Consider the following 16702-nt stretch of genomic DNA (forward strand, 5'->3'; position numbering starts at 1 on the left):
TCCGGCCTGTTCTGCTCAACGGAGAAAACTAACCACAGGAAAAACGGTGAGATTCCCTAATCAACGCCTCGCAAGACTTTTCGACACGCTGCAAAACGAAACGCTGCCTCAGGACGAGCTGGCGCGCCGTTTTGCGGTTTCCACACGTACCGTGCGCACGGATATCGCCACCTTAAACGAGCTGCTTGCCGGACACGGCGCGCGGCTAGTGCTGAATCGGGGCGAAGGCTATCAGCTGAAAATCGAGGATGCGCAGCGCTACAGCCGTCTGCGGCATGAGTCGCCCTCTTCGTTACGCATTCCGCGCACTTCGGCCGCTCGGGTGCACTATCTGCTGACCCGTTTTCTCACTTCAGCCTACTCCCTCAAGCTGGAGGATTTGGCCGACGAATGGTTCGTCAGCCGCGCCACGCTGCAGAGCGATATGGCTGAAGTGAGAGAGTGGCTGGCGCGCTACCAACTGGCGATTGAAACCCGGCCGCGCTACGGCATGAAGCTGTTCGGCAGCGAGATGGCCGTGCGTACCTGCCTGACCGACCTGCTTTACCATATTGCGCAGGAGGATGCCGACGATCCGCTGCTGCATCTGGAAGTGCTCAACAGCGGCATCCTGGCGACGCTACAGCCGCTGCTTAATCACTGTTTCAGCCGCTTTAACATTAAAATGACCGACGACGGCGAGTTTTATCTGCGTCTTTACTGCGCGGTTGCCGTCAGGCGTATCAGCGAAGGCTATCCGCTTTCTGACTTTACGGCCGACGACGTTGACGAAGAGGTTCGCGGCGCGGCGCGTCATCTCATCGCTCTGCTAAGGCCGCTTACCGGCAAAGCGATTTCCGGCGCGGAAGAGGCCTATCTGCGCGTCAATATCGCGGCGCGACGCGTCGAGGTTATCGCGCCGGACGCCATCAGCCCGGACGATGGCGAATCGCTGGTCAACTATATCCTCAGCTATATCAATACCCACTATAACTTCAACCTGCAGGATGATATGCAGCTGCGCGCGGATCTGCTGACGCATATCAAGACCATGATTACCCGCGTACGCTACCAGATTAATATTCCCAATCCGCTGCTGGCGAATATCAAACAGCACTACCCGATGGCCTGGGACGTGACGCTGGCCGCCGTCTCCAGCTGGGGGAAATATACGCCCTATACCATCAGCGAGAACGAAATAGGTTTTCTGGTGCTGCATATTGGCGTCGGTCTGGAGCGGCACTACAACGTCGGCTACCAGCGTCATCCGCAGGTTTTACTGGTTTGCGATACCGGCAATTCTACCGTACGCATGATTCAGGCGATGTTAATGCGTAAATATCCGCAGATTGTCGTCAGCAATATTATTTCCCTGCGGGAATATGAGCAGCAGCAGAAGATAGAGGAAGATTTTGTTATCTCTACCACGCGCCTGAATGAAAAAACAAAGCCGATTGTGGTGGTATCGCCTTTCCCAACCGACTATCAGCTGGAGCAAATCGGTAAACTGGTGCTGGTGGATCGCACCAGGCCTTATATTCTGGAAAAGTTTTTCGACGCCAGCCATTTTCTTATTGTCGATCGGCCAATGACGCAGGAGACGCTGTTTCGCATTCTGTGTGACCAGCTGGAAAAAGAAAATATTGTAGACGAAACCTTTTACGATTCGGTGGTGGAGCGCGAGGCTATTGTCAGCACCATGCTCGGTGAAGGCATCGCGCTGCCGCACTCGCTGGGCCTGCTGGCGAAGAAAAGCGTGGTGTATACCGTGCTGGCGCCGCAGGGCATCGCGTGGGGCGACGAAACGGCCACGGTGATTTTTCTGCTGGCCATCAGCAAAAGCGATTATGAAGAAGCCATGGCTATTTACGATCTGTTTGTAACTTTTCTGAGAAAAAGGGTGGTGACGAGTTTGCAAAACAGCAAGGATTTTAGCAGCTTCAAATTAGTGGCGATGGATGGCCTGTTTGATTGATAGAGAAGTTGTCCGTGCCGTAAAGGCACGGACATTCAAACTACTGCAGAATAGTAAAGGCGGTAGTCACGTGCTTGACGCCGCTGACGCGGCTGGCGATATCGGCGGCCGCTTTCGCTTCCTCGTTGGTCACCAGCCCTAACAGAAACACCTCGCCGTTTTCGGTAGTCACCTTCACGTTGGACGATTTGACCTGGTCGCTCGACAGCAGGTTGGAACGCACTTTAGTGGTGATCCAGGTATCGGAAGAGGCTGTGCCAAAGCTGGCTTTGGCGCCGGTGCGGATCTCGTTATAAACCTCGGTCGCGCCATCCACGCCGACGGCGATCTGTTTAGCGCGGCTGGCGAGGTCGGCGCTCGGCGCCTGGCCGGTCAGCAGCACTTTGCCCTGATAGGCGGTCGCCACGATATGGGCTTCTTTTTTGATCTGGTCATCTTTCGCCAGCGCGTTGCTGACGCGTAGCTCCAGCGTGCCGTCGTCGACCTGAGTGCCGACGGTGCGCGGGTCGGTTGCCGTTTTAGTGGCTACCGCCGCGCTGCCGATAACGGCGGCGACGCAGCCCTGCAGCAATAACGCGCTCAGCACGACGGCAGTTGCGGAAATCAGCTTCATCATAGCTCCTTAAACGTCCTGGTGGGGAAACAAGGTGTTATCGATTAAATCGCACAGGCAATTCACGGTTAACATATGCATTTCCTGAATCCTCGCGCTCCGGTGCGAGGGAATACGAATTTCCACGTCCTGTGGGCCCAGTAAGCCGGCGAGTTCGCCGCCGTCATAGCCGGTTAGCGCAATAATAGTCATATCGCGGGTAACCGCTGCTTCAACGGCCTTCACAATATCACGACTGTTGCCGCGGGTTGAAATCGCCAGCAGGATATCGCCCGCATGGCCCAGCGCGCGCACCTGCTTGGCGTAAATTTCATCGTGCAGACGATCGTTGCCGATCGCCGTCAGCAGCACGTTATCGGCGCTCAGCGCCACTGCGGGCAGGCTGGGACGCTCGGTTTCAAAGCGATTGATCATACTGGCCGCAAAGTGCTGGGCATTGGCGCTGGAGGTGCCGTTGCCACAGCTCAGCACTTTATTGCCGTTCAGCAGCGACTGCACAATGGTCATCGCCGCGCGCGAGATAGCGTCCGGCAGCGCTTCCGCTGCGGCTATCTGCGTCTGAATACTTTCGGTAAAACAAACTTTTATTCTTTCCAGCACGTTTTTCACCTGGCAAATGGTTGGCGAAATTACTCCGCCGTAAAAGCATCGGGCAGCCAGTCGATAGTGGCGCCGGTTATCGCTACCACGTCAAAGCGGCAGCGGGCGCTTTCAAGACTGCTCCGGCGTTCGTTCAGCCATAAGGCTGCGGCTTTCAGCAGCTTCTGCTGCTTGCTGCGGGTCACGCTGGCGGCGGCGCCGCCGAAACGATCGTTGCGGCGATAGCGCACCTCAACAAAAACCCAGGTTTCTCCGTCGCGCATAATCAAATCGATCTCGCCAGCGCGATAGCGAACGTTGGCCGCGACAAAGGTTAATCCTGCGCGCTCCAGCAGGCGGCGGGCCTGTAGCTCATAGCCCGCCCCGGTTTGCTGACGGCTCAGGAGGCCGGAACGATTTGTCCCCTTTGATACTGGCTCCATACCAACTTCCTGTTGATCACGCACTCCTGGTTAGCGCTCAGGTCGCCGGTTTCTCCCTGCAGGCGGAAGCCCGGCAGCTGGCGCACTTCGTTAAAGTGGTTAGCCAGCGTCCAGGCGTCTACGCCCATGGCGTACAGACGAACCTGAGAGTAGTCGTTGTTGAAATTTTTGGCTGCCTGCTGCATCAGCGCCGGGTTGGCGCCCGAAAGCAGTGGAATATCGCTGAACTGGACGCCTTCCATCTCCAGACGATAGTCCGGGCCGCTGCCGGCCTGGTAGCTGCGCGAGCTGGCGTAGATCTGCGCCATATTGCGGCTGCTGACGCGCATGGAGATCATCGGCTTGATTAGCGCCATCTCATCCTGCGTCGCCACGATATAGAGCGAATCCACGCCGCCGTCGCCTGTCGCTGACGGTGTATCCGTCTGCGGCGCCGGAATAGTCAGGCCCGCAATAGTGACGTCCTGCGACTGCTGCGGCTGAGTAACGACCGGCGTACCGGTCAGGCGCAGGCCCGCGCCGCTGTTAATGCCCTGCTTGAGCTCGCTCTGCGAACCGAACTGCTGCTGCAGCACGGTGGCGCCGCCCAGCTTCTGCCATTCGGCGGCAAAGGCTTTGCTGACGCGATCGCCCAGTGAGCTGCGCGGCACCAGCAGCAGCGGCGAACGCTTGCCCTGATCCCACATATGATGCGCGGCGTCGCGCGCTTCGTCTTCAGGAGAAAGCGCAAAGTAGCAAAGATTCGGATGGTTCTGTACGGCTTCCGGCTCGTTAAGCGCAAGGATGTTCAGCGGCGTCTGCACCGCAGCTAACTTTTCGACGTTGCTTTTTAACAGCGGGCCGACCACCAGCGTGGCGCCGTCTTTCTGCGCCTGCGCCAGAATCTGGTCTACCGGCTGGCTGCTGGTATCGTACACCTGAACCTGCGCCGAACTGGATGGCGGCGCGGTCTGGGCGACGCTGCCGTTTTGCGCGGCAGGCTGCGCTATAGCGGCGGCAGCGGTCGGGGCGCTATTGGCGGCTGGCGTAGCAGATGCGCTGTTGGCGGCGTTGGCGTCAGCAGAAACCGGCGCGGAAGGGCTGACGGCGTTCGGTGCTGCGGCAGGCGCCGCTTCAGCAGGCGCGGCATCAGCCTGAGGCTGAACCTGAACCGGCGCAGCGCTTTGCGCCAGCGCGCCGTTTCTGGCGTCGTCGAACCCTTTCTGAATCGCTTTGGCGAACACCTGCGCCTGACCGTTTAACGGCAGCAGCAGCGCGATCTTATTGGTAGAGGATTGCTGAAAATTCTGCACCTGGCTTAGCGCCGTCGGCAGCATTTTCGCCGCGGGATTGTTAGGGTAGCGCGTCTGCCAGTCGCTGATGCCCGCTTTCAGCATCGTCGGATCGCTGGCGTTGGCTTTATAGACGTTCAGCAGATCCAACCAGCCCTGCAGCGTGTTTTCGTCGGCGTTAATCACCAGGCTGTTCGCCTGCGCCGGCGTCATCTGGCTCAGCGCCTGCCAGGTCGCATCGATATTTTTTTGCTTATCGGCAGGCGAGGTCAGCAGCGGCTCCTGTGCGATATAAGCGCGTAGCAGCGGAAGTCCCTGGCTGCCTGCGATCTGCAGCTGATAGTAGCGAGCCTGCTGCTCTTTCGATAACGAATCGAGATCGATCTGCTGCAGATACTGGGCCGCGCCGCCCGCATCCTGCTGCGCGACTTTCAGCTGCGCCTGCAGCAGCAGCAACTCCTGATGCTGCACGTCGCTTAGCTGCTGCGGCAGACTGGCGAGCTGATCGTTGGCCTGCGGGATCTTTCCTTCGTTCAGCAGCGCCCGGATTGCGAGTAATTGCCAGTCAACCTTGTTATCATTTGAACTTTGCTGCATTTGCTGCAAATAGGAGTCGGAAGAGCCTGGCGCGGCGCCCTGTACGTTGACCGTCGGCGCCTGCGGGCTTTGGCCGGAACAGCCGGCAAAAATCAGGGCAGCCAGCAGTAGAGGCACGCAGCGTCCTGCTTTGTTATGAATGACTTTCGAAGGAAGCATACTGTATCCAGTTATGTTTTTTTCAAGATGCTCAATATTAAATCGGCAATTCGGATCAAACAATGAAACAACGCGAAGAGATTTCGGCCAGCACGCTCTACATCGTCCCTACACCGATCGGCAACCTGGGCGATATTACCCAACGCGCGCTTGCGGTGCTTGCGGGCGTCGATCTGATCGCTGCGGAAGATACACGTCATACCGGGCTGTTGCTACAACATTTCGCCATCAATGCGCGCCTGTTCGCATTACACGATCACAACGAGCAGCAGAAAGCGGAAACGCTGCTGGCGAAGCTTCGTGACGGACAAAGCATAGCGCTGGTTTCCGATGCCGGCACGCCGCTGATCAACGATCCTGGCTATCATCTGGTACGTCTTTGCCGCGAGGCGGGCGTCAACGTGGTGCCTTTGCCTGGCGCCTGCGCGGCGATTACAGCATTAAGCGCGGCGGGATTGCCGTCCGATCGATTCTGTTACGAAGGATTTCTGCCGGCCAAAAGCAAAGGCCGCTGCGATGTGCTGCGCGCGCTGGAGCAGGAGCCGCGCACGATGATTTTTTATGAATCGACCCATCGCCTGCTGGAAAGTTTGCAGGATATGGACAGCGTCTGGGGAAGCGAGCGCTATGTGGTGCTGGCGCGGGAGATCACCAAAACCTGGGAATCTATTCACGGCGCGCCGGTAGGCGAACTGCTGGCCTGGGTGAAAGAGGATGAAAACCGTCGCAAGGGCGAGATGGTGCTGATTGTGGAAGGCTATCACGCCGCCGAAGATGCGCTGCCGCCGGAAGCGCTGCGCACGCTGGCGCTGCTACAGCAGGAGCTGCCGCTGAAAAAAGCGGCAGCGCTGACCGCTGAAATCCACGGCGTAAAAAAGAATGCGCTCTATAAGTATGCGCTGGAGCAGCAAGAGGGGTGACAAATCGCGCGGAATGCCCTATTATCCGCGCCGAAGCTGACCAGACAGTCGCCGCTTTGTTGCCGTCCTCCTTCGGGGGAGACAGACAAAGGGGAGGAAAGTCCGGGCTCCATAGGGCAGGGTGCCAGGTAACGCCTGGGGGGCGCAAGCCCACGACCAGTGCAACAGAGAGCAAACCGCCGATGGCCCACTTGTGGGATCAGGTAAGGGTGAAAGGGTGCGGTAAGAGCGCACCGCGCGGCTGGCAACAGTTCGCGGCACGGTAAACTCCACCCGGAGCAAGGCCAAATAGGGGTTCACAAGGTACGGCCCGTACTGAACCCGGGTAGGCTGCTTGAGCCAGTGAGCGATTGCTGGCCTAGATGAATGACTGTCCACGACAGAACCCGGCTTACCGGTCAGCTTCACATTTTCAGTAGAAAACCCGCTTCGGCGGGTTTTTTGCTTTCTGTGTATTAAAAATGAATGACTGTCCACGACGCTATTTATGAAAAGAAAGCGGCTTACCGGTCAGCTTCACGCATTCAGCGCCTCGGCGGGTTAGAGGTTGATGAAAAACTCCCTCGTCGCGTTTAAATCAGTGACAGAGCAGCAGAGGCAGATCGGAACACGGACACGCCGTGAAATCATCCCTGATGGCTCGGTTGGCGCGTCCATGCGCCAAACGGTCCGCTTATCCGCTCTGCCTCTGCCGCTATGAAGCTGCCGTGTTGCTGTAGAAAAAAAGCCAAAACCCAGGGACGATTCAGGTTTGTCAGCAATCTGTAACCCGCTTAGGCGGGTTTTTTGCTTTGTGCGCCAGGCGTTGCCCCTGATATTGCGGGTAACAGATAAGCGGCCCGCCTAAAAACGCGCGTCCTCGCACTGCGCAATCATGGCGGAAACGGCGGCGCTGGCCTCTTTGGCATAATAGAAGGAGACGTTGGATCGCTTGCGCGGTGCCGCCGACACCTCGACCCAGGCAACCTTATCGCCATTCCGCGTCGTCAAATTATACCTTTCAATATCCGCAGACAGCGGATCGTCCCGTTCCAGCCGAAGGCGCTGATCGAGCGCCGCGGAAAAGAGGCAACCGGCAACCTCAGGCGGATTGCCCTTCAGCTCGGTTTCTTTTACTTCAGGATGCATACCCACGCGTCCCAAATCGACGCAGCCGCTCAGTAAAACAAGAGAAACAACCAGCCGTTTTTTCACTCTACGCTCTCCCATAATTCAGTGGAATCAAAAGTAAGCCATAGGGCTTCAACGGGCGATGAATCGATATCGTTTCGCTAAAGCCGCAAAACAAAAAGGCGCGTAAGAAGAATCTTTGCTTAACTTCAAAGGTAAGCAATAAGGAGTGAAATAATGAAAAGATCGATACTGGCAACCCATCTGGGGCTGACCGAAGAAGAGCTGGACGAGATGGATCTGGATCCGGAGGATCTGGATGAGGGAAGCGTGGAGGAAGAGAGCAATACCTTTTATTTCACCGTTCCGGATAATACGCCGCAGCGCATTTTGGGCAAAAAAGGCTGGTCGATTGGCGAAAGAGTTGCCGTGCCCATCAGTTTATTCAACGTCTCTTAGCGCTAAAAGCCGCCGCGCGTTCTGCTCGCACAAACTATGCTGTCGGCGTCATTGCGCCGATGGCTTCCGGATAAAAACAGGTAACGGCTATTCAGCCAGGTCGATTATCAGCGCGCGCGTTGGCGTATTCGCCACCAGCGTGATGCTGTTTTCTTCCTGAATAAAAGCGCCATCGCCGCAGGCCAGCGTCTGCTTGTCCGCTGAAGAGGCCGTCACGGTCAAATTGCCGTGGACAGACTGCAGATAGGCGCGCGAACCGTGCAGCGGCAGCGTACAGGCTTCATCCGGCTCTAGTCGCACATGATGCACCCAGGCCTGCTGCCGCAGCTGCAGGCTGCCATCCACGCCGTCAGGCGAAGCCAACAGCGTATAGTTCGCCTCTTTCGTCAACGCCAGGCGCTGCACCGGCGCGTTTTCCCGCTCGGGACAGGCATCCAGCCAGAGCTGCATCCGCGTTAGCGGCTGTTCGCTGCTGAGGTTGTGCTCGCTATAGCTGACATCGGGCTGGGCGGCCAGCAGCAGCACATCGCTCACGCCTGCCGCCACGCAGCCGCCATGGCTGTCGCGATACTCCGCTTCGCCCTGCAGGATCAGATTCAGAACGTCGACCTTTGGCCAGGTTCTGGGTTGAAAGGAAGCCCCTGGTGTCAGCACTTCCTGGTTGAGCACGCGTAAAGAGGCGTAGCCCAGCAAGTTTGGATCAAAATAGTGGCCGAAGGAAAAGGTGTAGCGCGCCTGCAGCCAGCCGTAATCGGCTTTACCACACTGCTGTACGGTGCGACTGATAATCATGCTTTCCTCCTGACTGGCCGACATACTGCGCCGGCCTTTATTATGTGCCTATGGTAAGACGCTGGACGGCAGATTGTTAGCCAGTTAATCTGCTTGCCATGTTCAAAAATCCTGACAGAGAATAGCTATGGCTAAAGATCGCGCTCTGACGCTGGAAGCGCTGCGAGTGATGGATGCTATCGATCGGCGCGGCAGCTTCGCCGCGGCGGCAGACGAGCTGGGACGAGTTCCTTCGGCGCTCAGCTACACCATGCAGAAGCTGGAAGAAGAGCTGGATGTCGTGCTGTTCGACCGCTCCGGGCATCGTACCAAATTCACCAACGTAGGCCGTATGCTGCTGGAGCGAGGGCGGATTTTACTGGAAGCGGCCGACAAGCTGACTACCGACGCGGAAGCGCTGGCGCGCGGCTGGGAAACGCACCTGACCATTGTGGCCGAAGCGCTGGTGCCATCCGAGTCTCTTTTTCCGCTGGTGGATAAGCTCGCTGAGAAAGCTAATACGCAGATCGCGCTGGTGACTGAAGTGCTGGCTGGCGCCTGGGAGCGGCTGGAACAGGGAAGGGCGGATATCGTTATCGCGCCGGATATGCACTTTCGCGCCTCTTCGGAGATCAACACTCGCAAGCTCTACAGCATTATAAGCGTGATTGTCGCCAGTCCGGATCACCCTATCCATCAGGAGCCGGAACCGCTGTCGGAAATTTCTCGCGTAAAATATCGCGGCATCGCCGTAGCCGATACGGCTCGCGAACGGCCGGTACTGACGGTTCAGCTGCTGGATAAGCAGCAGCGGCTGACCGTCAGCTCTATCGAAGATAAACGCCGCGCGCTGCTGGCGGGACTTGGCGTGGCTTCCATGCCCTGGCCGCTGGTGGAAAAGGATGTCGCGGAAGGAAGGCTGCGAGTGGTCAGCCCGGAATACAGTAAAGAGGTCGATATCATTATGGCCTGGCGTCGCGACAGCATGGGCGAAGCCAAGGCCTGGTGCCTGCGGGAAATCCCTAAGCTGCTGGCGAAGCGTCCGGCGCCGCCTAAGGGATAAGGCTGCTAGCGGAAGCGGAGATCGCGCCCGTGCGGTTCATCCCAGTTGAACGCGGGGCCAGTCGAAATCACGCCGTGCGGGTTGATCGTCTTATGACTGCAGTAATAGTGATGGCGAATATGCGCCAGATCGACCGTTTCCGCTATGCCCGGCAGTTGATAGATTTCGCGCAGAAAGCCGTTAAGATTCAGATAGTCGCCAATGCGATAGCGATCGCATTTAAAATGGGTGACATACACCGGATCGAAGCGTACCAGCGTGGTCCACAAACGCAGATCCGCTTCGGTCAGGCGGTCGCCGGTCAGGTAGCGATGTTGTCCCAGTATCTGCTCCAGGCGATCCAGCGACTGAAACAGCGCCGTGACGGCTTCGTCATAGGCAGCCTGAGAAGTGGCGAAGCCAGCCTTGTAGACGCCATTGTTTACGGTGTCGTAGACCCAGCCGTTAATGTCATCGATTTTCTGACGCAGATCGGCAGGATAGTAGTCGCCGGCGCGGGCACCAACGGCGTCAAATGCGCTGTTAAACATTCTTAAAATATCGGCGGATTCGTTACTGACGATAGTATTCTGCTGCTTATCCCACAGCACAGGCACGGTAACGCGACCGGTGTAGTTTTCGTCCGCATGCAGATACAGCTGATAAAGAAATTCATTCTGATAGAGGCTGTCACCTGTCGCGCCCTCGAAGTTCTCGTCGAAAGTCCAGCCGTTCTCCAGCATCAGCGGATGCACTACCGACACTGAAATCAGCTTTTCCAGGCCTTTCAGCTTACGCATCAGCAGCGTGCGATGCGCCCAGGGACAGGCCAGAGAAACATAAAGATGATAACGATCCGCTTCCGCGCGAAAGCCGCTTTTACCATCGGGGCCGGCAGAGCCGTCAGGCGTTACCCAGCTGCGCCAGGCGGAATCGGCGCGTTTAAAACGGCCGCCTGTGGATTTCGTGTCGTACCAGTTGTCGTGCCAGACGCCGTCAATTAACTGTCCCATACAGGCTCCATAAATGAAATTTTGGTTGCAGAATAGAATTTAAATATAGCACAGCTAAAAATTCTTTTTGCCGGGGTTGTTTTTTCGACAAAACAGAGGCCTGACGCGTCAGGAGAGCCGTTTGTCATTCAAATAATAACAGAGTTCATTTTCCAATAATTATTTGTTTATTTCTGTAATTACGCATATTTATAAAATAAAAAGCAGGCTATCCATAGTATTTATATTTAAAGTTTGACTTTATTTATTGCGTTTTATTAATATTGCAGCGCCCTGTAGAGGGCTGGAATTTTATTAACAAGGAGATATTTATGCGTGAACTAAACGTAAATGAAGTGTCTGTGGTTTCTGGTGCCGGCTTTTTTTCCGATCTCGGTAAAAGCATTGGTACCGCTATTGGTAGCATTGTAGACCAGGGAACCGAAGCTGGTGGTCTGACAACTGACGCCACTTCTGCCGGAGGCACTCTGGGCTTCGGTATCGGCAGCCTGCTGGATCGTGACTTTGTTACGGCCATTAGCAACATTGGCAGCGGTATTGTCGGCATTGTGAAATTTGGTATCAGCGCCATTAACCAGATTAAAGAAAAAAATCAGGCCTGAAATAAAACAAACCCACATAGCTATAAGTTAATTTAACTTAAGTAATCATGTTGGTGTGAAATTAACCGTCAGGGTTGACTTTTCATTTATTAAGCGGAGCGCTATGCTCCGCTTTTTTGTCTGGCGAGTCAGGTAAAAGATAATCACGTTATCATATAGATTATCTTAATATTATTTTCTTTCTGGCCTGATTATTTGTCCAGAAAAATCCCATAATGATTTCCACCAAAATCGCAGGCTGACTGCCGTTTCTGATTATCCTTAATAAGGTTATTAGCCTCTGTTTTCAGCAGCGATAGTCCGATAATAGCGCTATTGCTGTCGGGGATAACTTACACGGCGTTAATGCTTTTGGGCAGAACGGCACTGCAAGCCGCTTTTCTGTTTTAACCAGAGGCGGCATTGCATTCTGCCAGCTGCTCGCCACAGAGCAGGGCAATCGTTACCACTTTTTATTCAGTAGACGATCGAGACTCAAAGCGCCCGGGCCGGTAATAAACAGCAGCAGATAGCCGCCAGCGATGGTCAGGTTTTTCATAAAGCTAATAGAGTTACCGTCCACGCTGAAATTGCTGTGAAACACAAAGGCGGTAATGAGCGTGAAAATAGCGGTCACAATGGCCGTAAAGCGGGTCAGCAAGCCGAACAGGATGGCCAGGCCGCCGCCGAACTCCAGTAAAATAGTCAGCGGTAGCAGAAAGCCCGGCACGCCCATGGCTTCCATATACTGCTGAGTGCCCGCGTAGCCGGTGATTTTTCCCCAGCCGGCGACGATAAACAGCACAGGCATCAGGATACGCGCAGCCAGAAAACCGATATCTTCTAATTTTTTCATGATAATCCCCGATAAAAATAGTCTGGCTGGGAATGCCCGCAGCCGCTCTGAAGCCAGTAATGACGCGATAAATTCGCTAAGTACCGGTCGTTGCAGAAGATAATATTCGTGATGGTCGGGGATTGTAAGCGAGTTAAACTGTCAAAGTTTTTCAGAAAAACTGATTGTCCGGATGCAGCTCAGCTGAATCCGGACAAGAGATTAACGACCTGGCATAAAGTTGCGCACCATCCGCACCGTGCTCCAGAGGCCTAAACCACGTTTGGCCCAGCGGGTAATGCGGCGTGGGTTACGTACTGACCAGATTGCCGCCAGACCGCTGCCGACCGCGATATAGCGCTTCAGGCTAACCAGCGTCAGCCAGCCGCGATCGTAACGGGCGGTGCTCTCCAGAAAATATTTCTTTTGAATGCTGAGATCGAGCCGCTGCTGCTGGATCTGGCGCAGCAGCTCGGCCTTGCGCTCGTCACGGTCGCGGCTCATTAATCTTTCTCCAGTAGTTTACGATCGGACTTCAGCTCTTTACGGGTTGCGCCCAGAAGCGTGGAGCGACGTGATTTGGCCAGCGTCCATAGTCCAAAGATTAGCGCCAGACCAAAAAGCACCGCCGTGGTGATGCCGATCGCCATCAGGCGATACTGCGCGTCCACCGCCCAGATGATCAATACCATCAGGCTCATCAGACCGAAAGCGGTGAAGAGCATGGTCAGACCTACCATAATCAGCAGCTGAATAAGGTTAGCCTTCTCCTCTTCCAGCTCCACCACCGCCAGCCTGACGCGGGTTTCCACAATCCCGACCAGGGTGGTAACGATGCGCTGTCCGATATTGATGACCCCTTTGCCCGGGCCCTGGCTTTGCTGGGAATCTGCCATTGTTAGCGACGCGTCAGCAGAACGCCCAGCACTACGCCGATAGCGGCGCCGATACCTACGCTGGTCCAGGGATTTTCACGCACGTAAACGTCAGCGTTGTCGGCGACTTCGCGCGAGGTTTTGGCGAGACGATCGCCAGAATCGCCCAGGCGGGCACGCGTATCTTTCAGCGCGCTCTGCGCTTTGCTGCGCAGCTTATCCAGCTCGTTTTTCGACTTATCGGTGGTGTTGCTAAGCACTTCTTCCAGCGTATCCGCCAGGTTTTTTAATTCCGCACGCAGGTGATCGGAAGTGATATCTTTTGACATAACAAACTCCTTTATTATCGGTAATGAGAACCAGGCCTGCTTCAGTAAGGGGCAGCCTGGACTTCCTTCAGTTCACGTTTTGCTTCTGCCAGTTTGCGTTCTCGCTTGGCGATCTTCTCTTTATCATCGCCGTCCGCTCTTTCCTGGTTCAGCTCTTTTTGCCGCTCTTCCACTTTCTGCTGCAGATCTTTGATCTTTTCCTGATGGCTGGCCTTCAGCTTGCCGTCCGTACAGCCTGCGCGAGCTTCCGTCAGCGCACGCTCCAGTCCGGTAACACGGCGCTGGTTGTCATGCTGACGGGCTAAATCGATCTCGTGCTGGATATCCTGCTCTTTTTGCAGGCACAGCGAGTCTGCCGCCTGAGCGAAAGTGGTCAGGGATAAAAGGCTGAGGCCAAGGATCGTGCGGTATCTCATAAAGTGACCTTCCGTTGTGTGGGATCGCGTGTATCCCAGTTAATCCTGTCATGCTTGCCGGCTGCCGCCGGCTAATTAAGCATAGTCAGGAAATTCGGAAAGCTCAAAAAGGGAGAAGATTCTTAAGGATAGAGGGCCCGGAAGGAGGATAACCGGGCGTGGAGATTAACCAATACTTTGCCGACGCTGGCCGATGCGGCTGACCCAGTCGGCATTCTGTTCGGAATGGGCGATATCGAGATTTTCCGGCAGCAGGCGGCGCAGCACTTTTTCGGCGGCGCTGCTTTGCTCCTGCGAGTCGAAGGTGATCACCAGCGAGTTTTTATCCGGCGTAATGCTCTTGATATGAATGCCTTCGGCATTGAGCCGCTGCCAGACATAGAAGCCATCCGGCAGCATGGCCCCCTGACGCGAGGCCCGTATCTGTAGCGCGGTTTCGCTGCGAAACAGCGTTGGCAGCAGCATCACGGCGGTCAACGCGACCGAAGCCAGCGCCAGCAGACTCAGCGTCTGTTTCAGAGAAGCGCGAGATTTCATTATGAGTTTCCTTTCTCCATAGTCCGTTTCTTTTTCCATAAAACATACAGCGACCCAAAAAGGCCGATAAACAGCAAGAGCAGCGGCAGGATCATCAGGCCGACCATCAGCTGATCTTCATATTTGTGAAAGAGCGGCGTCTTGCCCAGCGCGAAGCCCAGCACGGTGAGGATCAATACCCACAGCAGCCCGCTCATCCAGTTAAAAAACTGAAAACGCGCGTTATTCAGGCCCGAAAGCCCGGCGATGGTCGGCAACAGCGTGCGGACGAAAGCGATAAACCGGCCGATCAGCAAGGCGGAAAGACCGTGGCGGTGAAACAGCGCGTGCGCCCGCTGATGATATTGCGCGGGAAGATGGGCAAGCCATCGCTGCACTGTCGCCGTATTGCCCAGCCAGCGTCCCTGAATATAACCGACCCAGCAGCCCAGGCTGGCCGCGGTGGTAAGGATAAACAGCGTTAGCGGAAAATTCATGGTGCCTTTGGCAATCAGCACGCCAACCAGTATCAGCAGGCTGTCGCCCGGCAGAAAAGCGGCGGGAAGCAGGCCATTTTCCAGAAATAAGATCATAAACAGCACCAGATAGATTGCCCAGACCAAAGAAGGATCGGCCAACATGACATAATCCTGGTGCCACAGGGCATAAACCAGTGCTTTGATAGTATCCATAAAGTTTCCCTGAACATCATTGTCAGCCATGTTCCGGCAAAGTTCGTCACATTTTGATGATGATAAGTATGCGTGCTGAACGGCCTCTTAACACGGATGATTTTTAATAATTCTAAAAACAAGGCATGCGATTGTTATCCTGGGCTAAAGGTGCAAAAAACCGCTAATTTTAACCAACCGCCTGCCTGCCAAATGAAAAAAAGGGGTTTCCAGCATGTTGTACAGGCGCGACATTCGGGAGAAAAGCAGTTTTACATAGCCTGACATAATTACGCTTTACTAAGGCGGATCTCGCCGCCTTTGGCGGAACAAAATGCTAATTATTCTGGTTTGAGGGGAAATCGAGGGCGATAACGGGATTTTCCGTAAACATATAGCGATCGATGGCGGAATCGAAGTCGTCCGAGGTGGCGGCGAACAGCATCTCGCGCGTGTGCTCAATATGCTGCCACATAGCCAGTTTGCTGGCGGCGGCATCCTTTCTTATCAGGGCGGCAAGGATACGTTCATGGTCGTCGCACCAGCTTTCAATTGCGCTGTCGTCAATATGTTCATGCAGTTTCAGCCAGTAGGGATTATACAGGCGGTGCAGCCACATTTTTTCTACTATCGCAGCCAGCGCGCCGTTTTGCGTCGCCCGGGCTATCTGCACGTGGAAGCGAAGATCCCATTCGGAATTACGAAAGCGATCTTCTTTTCTGGCCTGCTGTTGAATATCCATCAGCTGCAAAATATCCTGGCGGGTGACCTGAGTCGCGGCAAACTCCGCGATATTGCTCTCGATCAGCTGGCGAGCCTGAAGCAGTTCAAACGGGCCAAAGCTGGCGAATTCAAGCTGCGCGTCGGGAATGACCGCGTTTTGCTGCCGTTGCGATATCACATGAATGCCGGAGCCTTTACGAACTTCGACGTAGCCCTCCACTTCCAGCATGATTATCGCTTCGCGTACCACCGTCCGACTGACGCCCATCTCTTCTGCGATAAGACGTTCAGCGGGCAATTTGTCGCCGACGGCATAAGCGCCTTTTTCCAGACGGCGCTTATACTCTGCGGCGAGCTGTTGGTAAAGACGTCGGGACTCTGTCATCCCCATGATCTTTCTCCTGCAGCATAAAAGGAGATTTGTTATACCACTTTTAGCCTGCTGAAGAAACGATCTTCAGGGCGTCAGAGCGCGTTGGCGCGTTGGCGCGAAGGAGTTGGCGCGGCGTCAGGTTGATTGCTTAACAGCGTCCAGATCTTTTTCGCATTAAATGAAGTTCTCCTGCTCGTTTTCTCAGCCGCAAGCTTCCTGTGCGTTGCGACCTCTCTGACGGGAGCGGGACGGCTTGCCGGTAGAGCACCCGCATAAAAAATGTTCAGCGGCGCGCCTGAACGGCATAACCTTAACTTGTCATACAGGTTGGAAAGGTGAGAACCATCACAAAACAACATTTATCGCCCTGGCGGCTATTTTTACTTATAAATATCAAATAATTAATTTTAGATAGCGATTTACTGCGCCCGTAATTCACCGCTCCTGGTCTT

Annotated in this window: 20 protein-coding genes and 1 other RNA gene; 6 read left to right on the forward strand and 15 right to left on the reverse strand. The window is 55.2% G+C overall.

Going from position 1 to position 16702, the window contains the following annotated elements:
• Positions 1–46: 46 nt before the first annotated feature.
• Positions 47–1954: a BglG family transcription antiterminator gene (locus tag MKZ79_RS12480; RefSeq protein ID WP_336142635.1), complete on the forward strand. Its 1908-nt coding sequence runs from the start codon at positions 47–49 to the stop codon at positions 1952–1954.
• A 40-nt stretch (positions 1955–1994) separates the two neighbouring features.
• Here MKZ79_RS12480 and dolP read toward each other — a convergent pair whose 3' ends face one another.
• From dolP to MKZ79_RS12500, 4 genes are read right to left on the reverse strand one after another with little or no spacing between them, the layout of a single operon-like run.
• Positions 1995–2567 (reverse strand): division/outer membrane stress-associated lipid-binding lipoprotein, encoded by a 573-nt coding sequence (dolP, locus tag MKZ79_RS12485; RefSeq protein ID WP_336142636.1) that lies wholly within the window; start codon positions 2565–2567, stop codon positions 1995–1997.
• 9 nt (positions 2568–2576) lie between these two features.
• On the reverse strand, positions 2577–3167 hold the full coding sequence (diaA, locus tag MKZ79_RS12490) for a DnaA initiator-associating protein DiaA (RefSeq protein ID WP_336142637.1): 591 nt from the start codon (positions 3165–3167) through the stop codon (positions 2577–2579).
• Positions 3168–3196: 29 nt separating this feature from the next.
• The gene (locus tag MKZ79_RS12495; protein ID WP_336142638.1) at positions 3197–3589 is read right to left on the reverse strand and encodes a YraN family protein; all 393 of its coding nucleotides are present in this window, start codon (positions 3587–3589) and stop codon (positions 3197–3199) included.
• Positions 3547–5616 (reverse strand): penicillin-binding protein activator, encoded by a 2070-nt coding sequence (locus MKZ79_RS12500; RefSeq protein WP_336142639.1) that lies wholly within the window; start codon positions 5614–5616, stop codon positions 3547–3549. The genes MKZ79_RS12495 and MKZ79_RS12500 overlap by 43 nt, the downstream gene beginning before the upstream one ends.
• A gap of 62 nt (positions 5617–5678) precedes the next feature.
• Between MKZ79_RS12500 and rsmI the strand changes: the two genes are divergently transcribed.
• Both rsmI and rnpB read left to right on the forward strand, forming a co-directional pair.
• Complete coding sequence (rsmI, locus tag MKZ79_RS12505; protein ID WP_336142640.1) at positions 5679–6536, forward strand: 16S rRNA (cytidine(1402)-2'-O)-methyltransferase; 858 nt, start codon at positions 5679–5681, stop codon at positions 6534–6536.
• A gap of 32 nt (positions 6537–6568) precedes the next feature.
• Positions 6569–6946, forward strand: an RNA gene (gene rnpB, locus MKZ79_RS12510) — RNase P RNA component class A.
• Positions 6947–7379: 433 nt separating this feature from the next.
• On the opposite strand, the gene MKZ79_RS12515 is transcribed toward rnpB, so the two are convergent.
• Entirely contained in the window at positions 7380–7730 is a 351-nt protein-coding gene (locus MKZ79_RS12515; RefSeq protein WP_336142641.1) for a hypothetical protein, read from the reverse strand.
• A gap of 153 nt (positions 7731–7883) precedes the next feature.
• On the opposite strand from MKZ79_RS12515, the gene MKZ79_RS12520 reads away from it, so the two are divergent.
• Positions 7884–8105, forward strand: a complete 222-nt coding sequence (locus MKZ79_RS12520; protein ID WP_336142642.1) for a hypothetical protein — start codon at positions 7884–7886, stop codon at positions 8103–8105.
• An 87-nt stretch (positions 8106–8192) separates the two neighbouring features.
• Here MKZ79_RS12520 and MKZ79_RS12525 read toward each other — a convergent pair whose 3' ends face one another.
• Entirely contained in the window at positions 8193–8897 is a 705-nt protein-coding gene (locus tag MKZ79_RS12525; RefSeq protein ID WP_336142643.1) for a pirin family protein, read from the reverse strand.
• A gap of 127 nt (positions 8898–9024) precedes the next feature.
• Between MKZ79_RS12525 and MKZ79_RS12530 the strand changes: the two genes are divergently transcribed.
• A complete protein-coding gene (locus MKZ79_RS12530) occupies positions 9025–9939 on the forward strand; it encodes a LysR family transcriptional regulator (RefSeq protein ID WP_336142644.1) in 915 nt (304 codons plus the stop codon).
• 5 nt (positions 9940–9944) lie between these two features.
• Here MKZ79_RS12530 and MKZ79_RS12535 read toward each other — a convergent pair whose 3' ends face one another.
• The gene (locus tag MKZ79_RS12535) at positions 9945–10931 is read right to left on the reverse strand and encodes a glutathione S-transferase family protein (protein WP_336142645.1); all 987 of its coding nucleotides are present in this window, start codon (positions 10929–10931) and stop codon (positions 9945–9947) included.
• Positions 10932–11242: 311 nt separating this feature from the next.
• Here MKZ79_RS12535 and MKZ79_RS12540 point away from each other — a divergent pair, with 311 nt between their 5' ends.
• A complete protein-coding gene (locus MKZ79_RS12540; protein ID WP_336142646.1) occupies positions 11243–11533 on the forward strand; it encodes a hypothetical protein in 291 nt (96 codons plus the stop codon).
• Between the two features lie 442 nt (positions 11534–11975).
• Here the strand turns inward: MKZ79_RS12540 and MKZ79_RS12545 are convergent, their stop codons facing one another.
• The 8 genes from MKZ79_RS12545 to exuR form a co-directional block, all read right to left on the reverse strand.
• Positions 11976–12368, reverse strand: a complete 393-nt coding sequence (locus tag MKZ79_RS12545) for a DoxX family protein (RefSeq protein ID WP_336142647.1) — start codon at positions 12366–12368, stop codon at positions 11976–11978.
• A 201-nt stretch (positions 12369–12569) separates the two neighbouring features.
• Entirely contained in the window at positions 12570–12851 is a 282-nt protein-coding gene (locus MKZ79_RS12550; protein ID WP_336142648.1) for a YqjK-like family protein, read from the reverse strand.
• The gene (locus MKZ79_RS12555; RefSeq protein ID WP_336142649.1) at positions 12851–13243 is read right to left on the reverse strand and encodes a phage holin family protein; all 393 of its coding nucleotides are present in this window, start codon (positions 13241–13243) and stop codon (positions 12851–12853) included. The genes MKZ79_RS12550 and MKZ79_RS12555 overlap by 1 nt, the downstream gene beginning before the upstream one ends.
• A gap of 2 nt (positions 13244–13245) precedes the next feature.
• Positions 13246–13551 carry a DUF883 family protein gene (locus MKZ79_RS12560; protein WP_125290365.1) on the reverse strand — a complete coding sequence of 102 codons (306 nt, stop codon included), beginning with the start codon at positions 13549–13551 and terminating at the stop codon, positions 13246–13248.
• A 41-nt stretch (positions 13552–13592) separates the two neighbouring features.
• Complete coding sequence (locus MKZ79_RS12565) at positions 13593–13967, reverse strand: DUF1090 domain-containing protein (RefSeq protein ID WP_336142650.1); 375 nt, start codon at positions 13965–13967, stop codon at positions 13593–13595.
• A gap of 165 nt (positions 13968–14132) precedes the next feature.
• Positions 14133–14504 (reverse strand): EnvZ/OmpR regulon moderator MzrA, encoded by a 372-nt coding sequence (gene mzrA / locus MKZ79_RS12570; RefSeq protein WP_336142652.1) that lies wholly within the window; start codon positions 14502–14504, stop codon positions 14133–14135.
• Positions 14504–15175 (reverse strand): DedA family protein, encoded by a 672-nt coding sequence (locus tag MKZ79_RS12575; protein WP_336142653.1) that lies wholly within the window; start codon positions 15173–15175, stop codon positions 14504–14506. Before MKZ79_RS12575 ends, mzrA begins: the two co-directional genes overlap by 1 nt.
• Positions 15176–15491: 316 nt before the next feature.
• On the reverse strand, positions 15492–16268 hold the full coding sequence (gene exuR, locus MKZ79_RS12580; protein ID WP_336142654.1) for a transcriptional regulator ExuR: 777 nt from the start codon (positions 16266–16268) through the stop codon (positions 15492–15494).
• Between the last annotated feature and the right edge of the window lie 434 nt (positions 16269–16702).

The sequence above is a fragment of the Erwinia sp. CGal63 genome (assembly GCF_037026505.1).
Classification (GTDB): Bacteria; Pseudomonadota; Gammaproteobacteria; order Enterobacterales; family Enterobacteriaceae; genus Erwinia.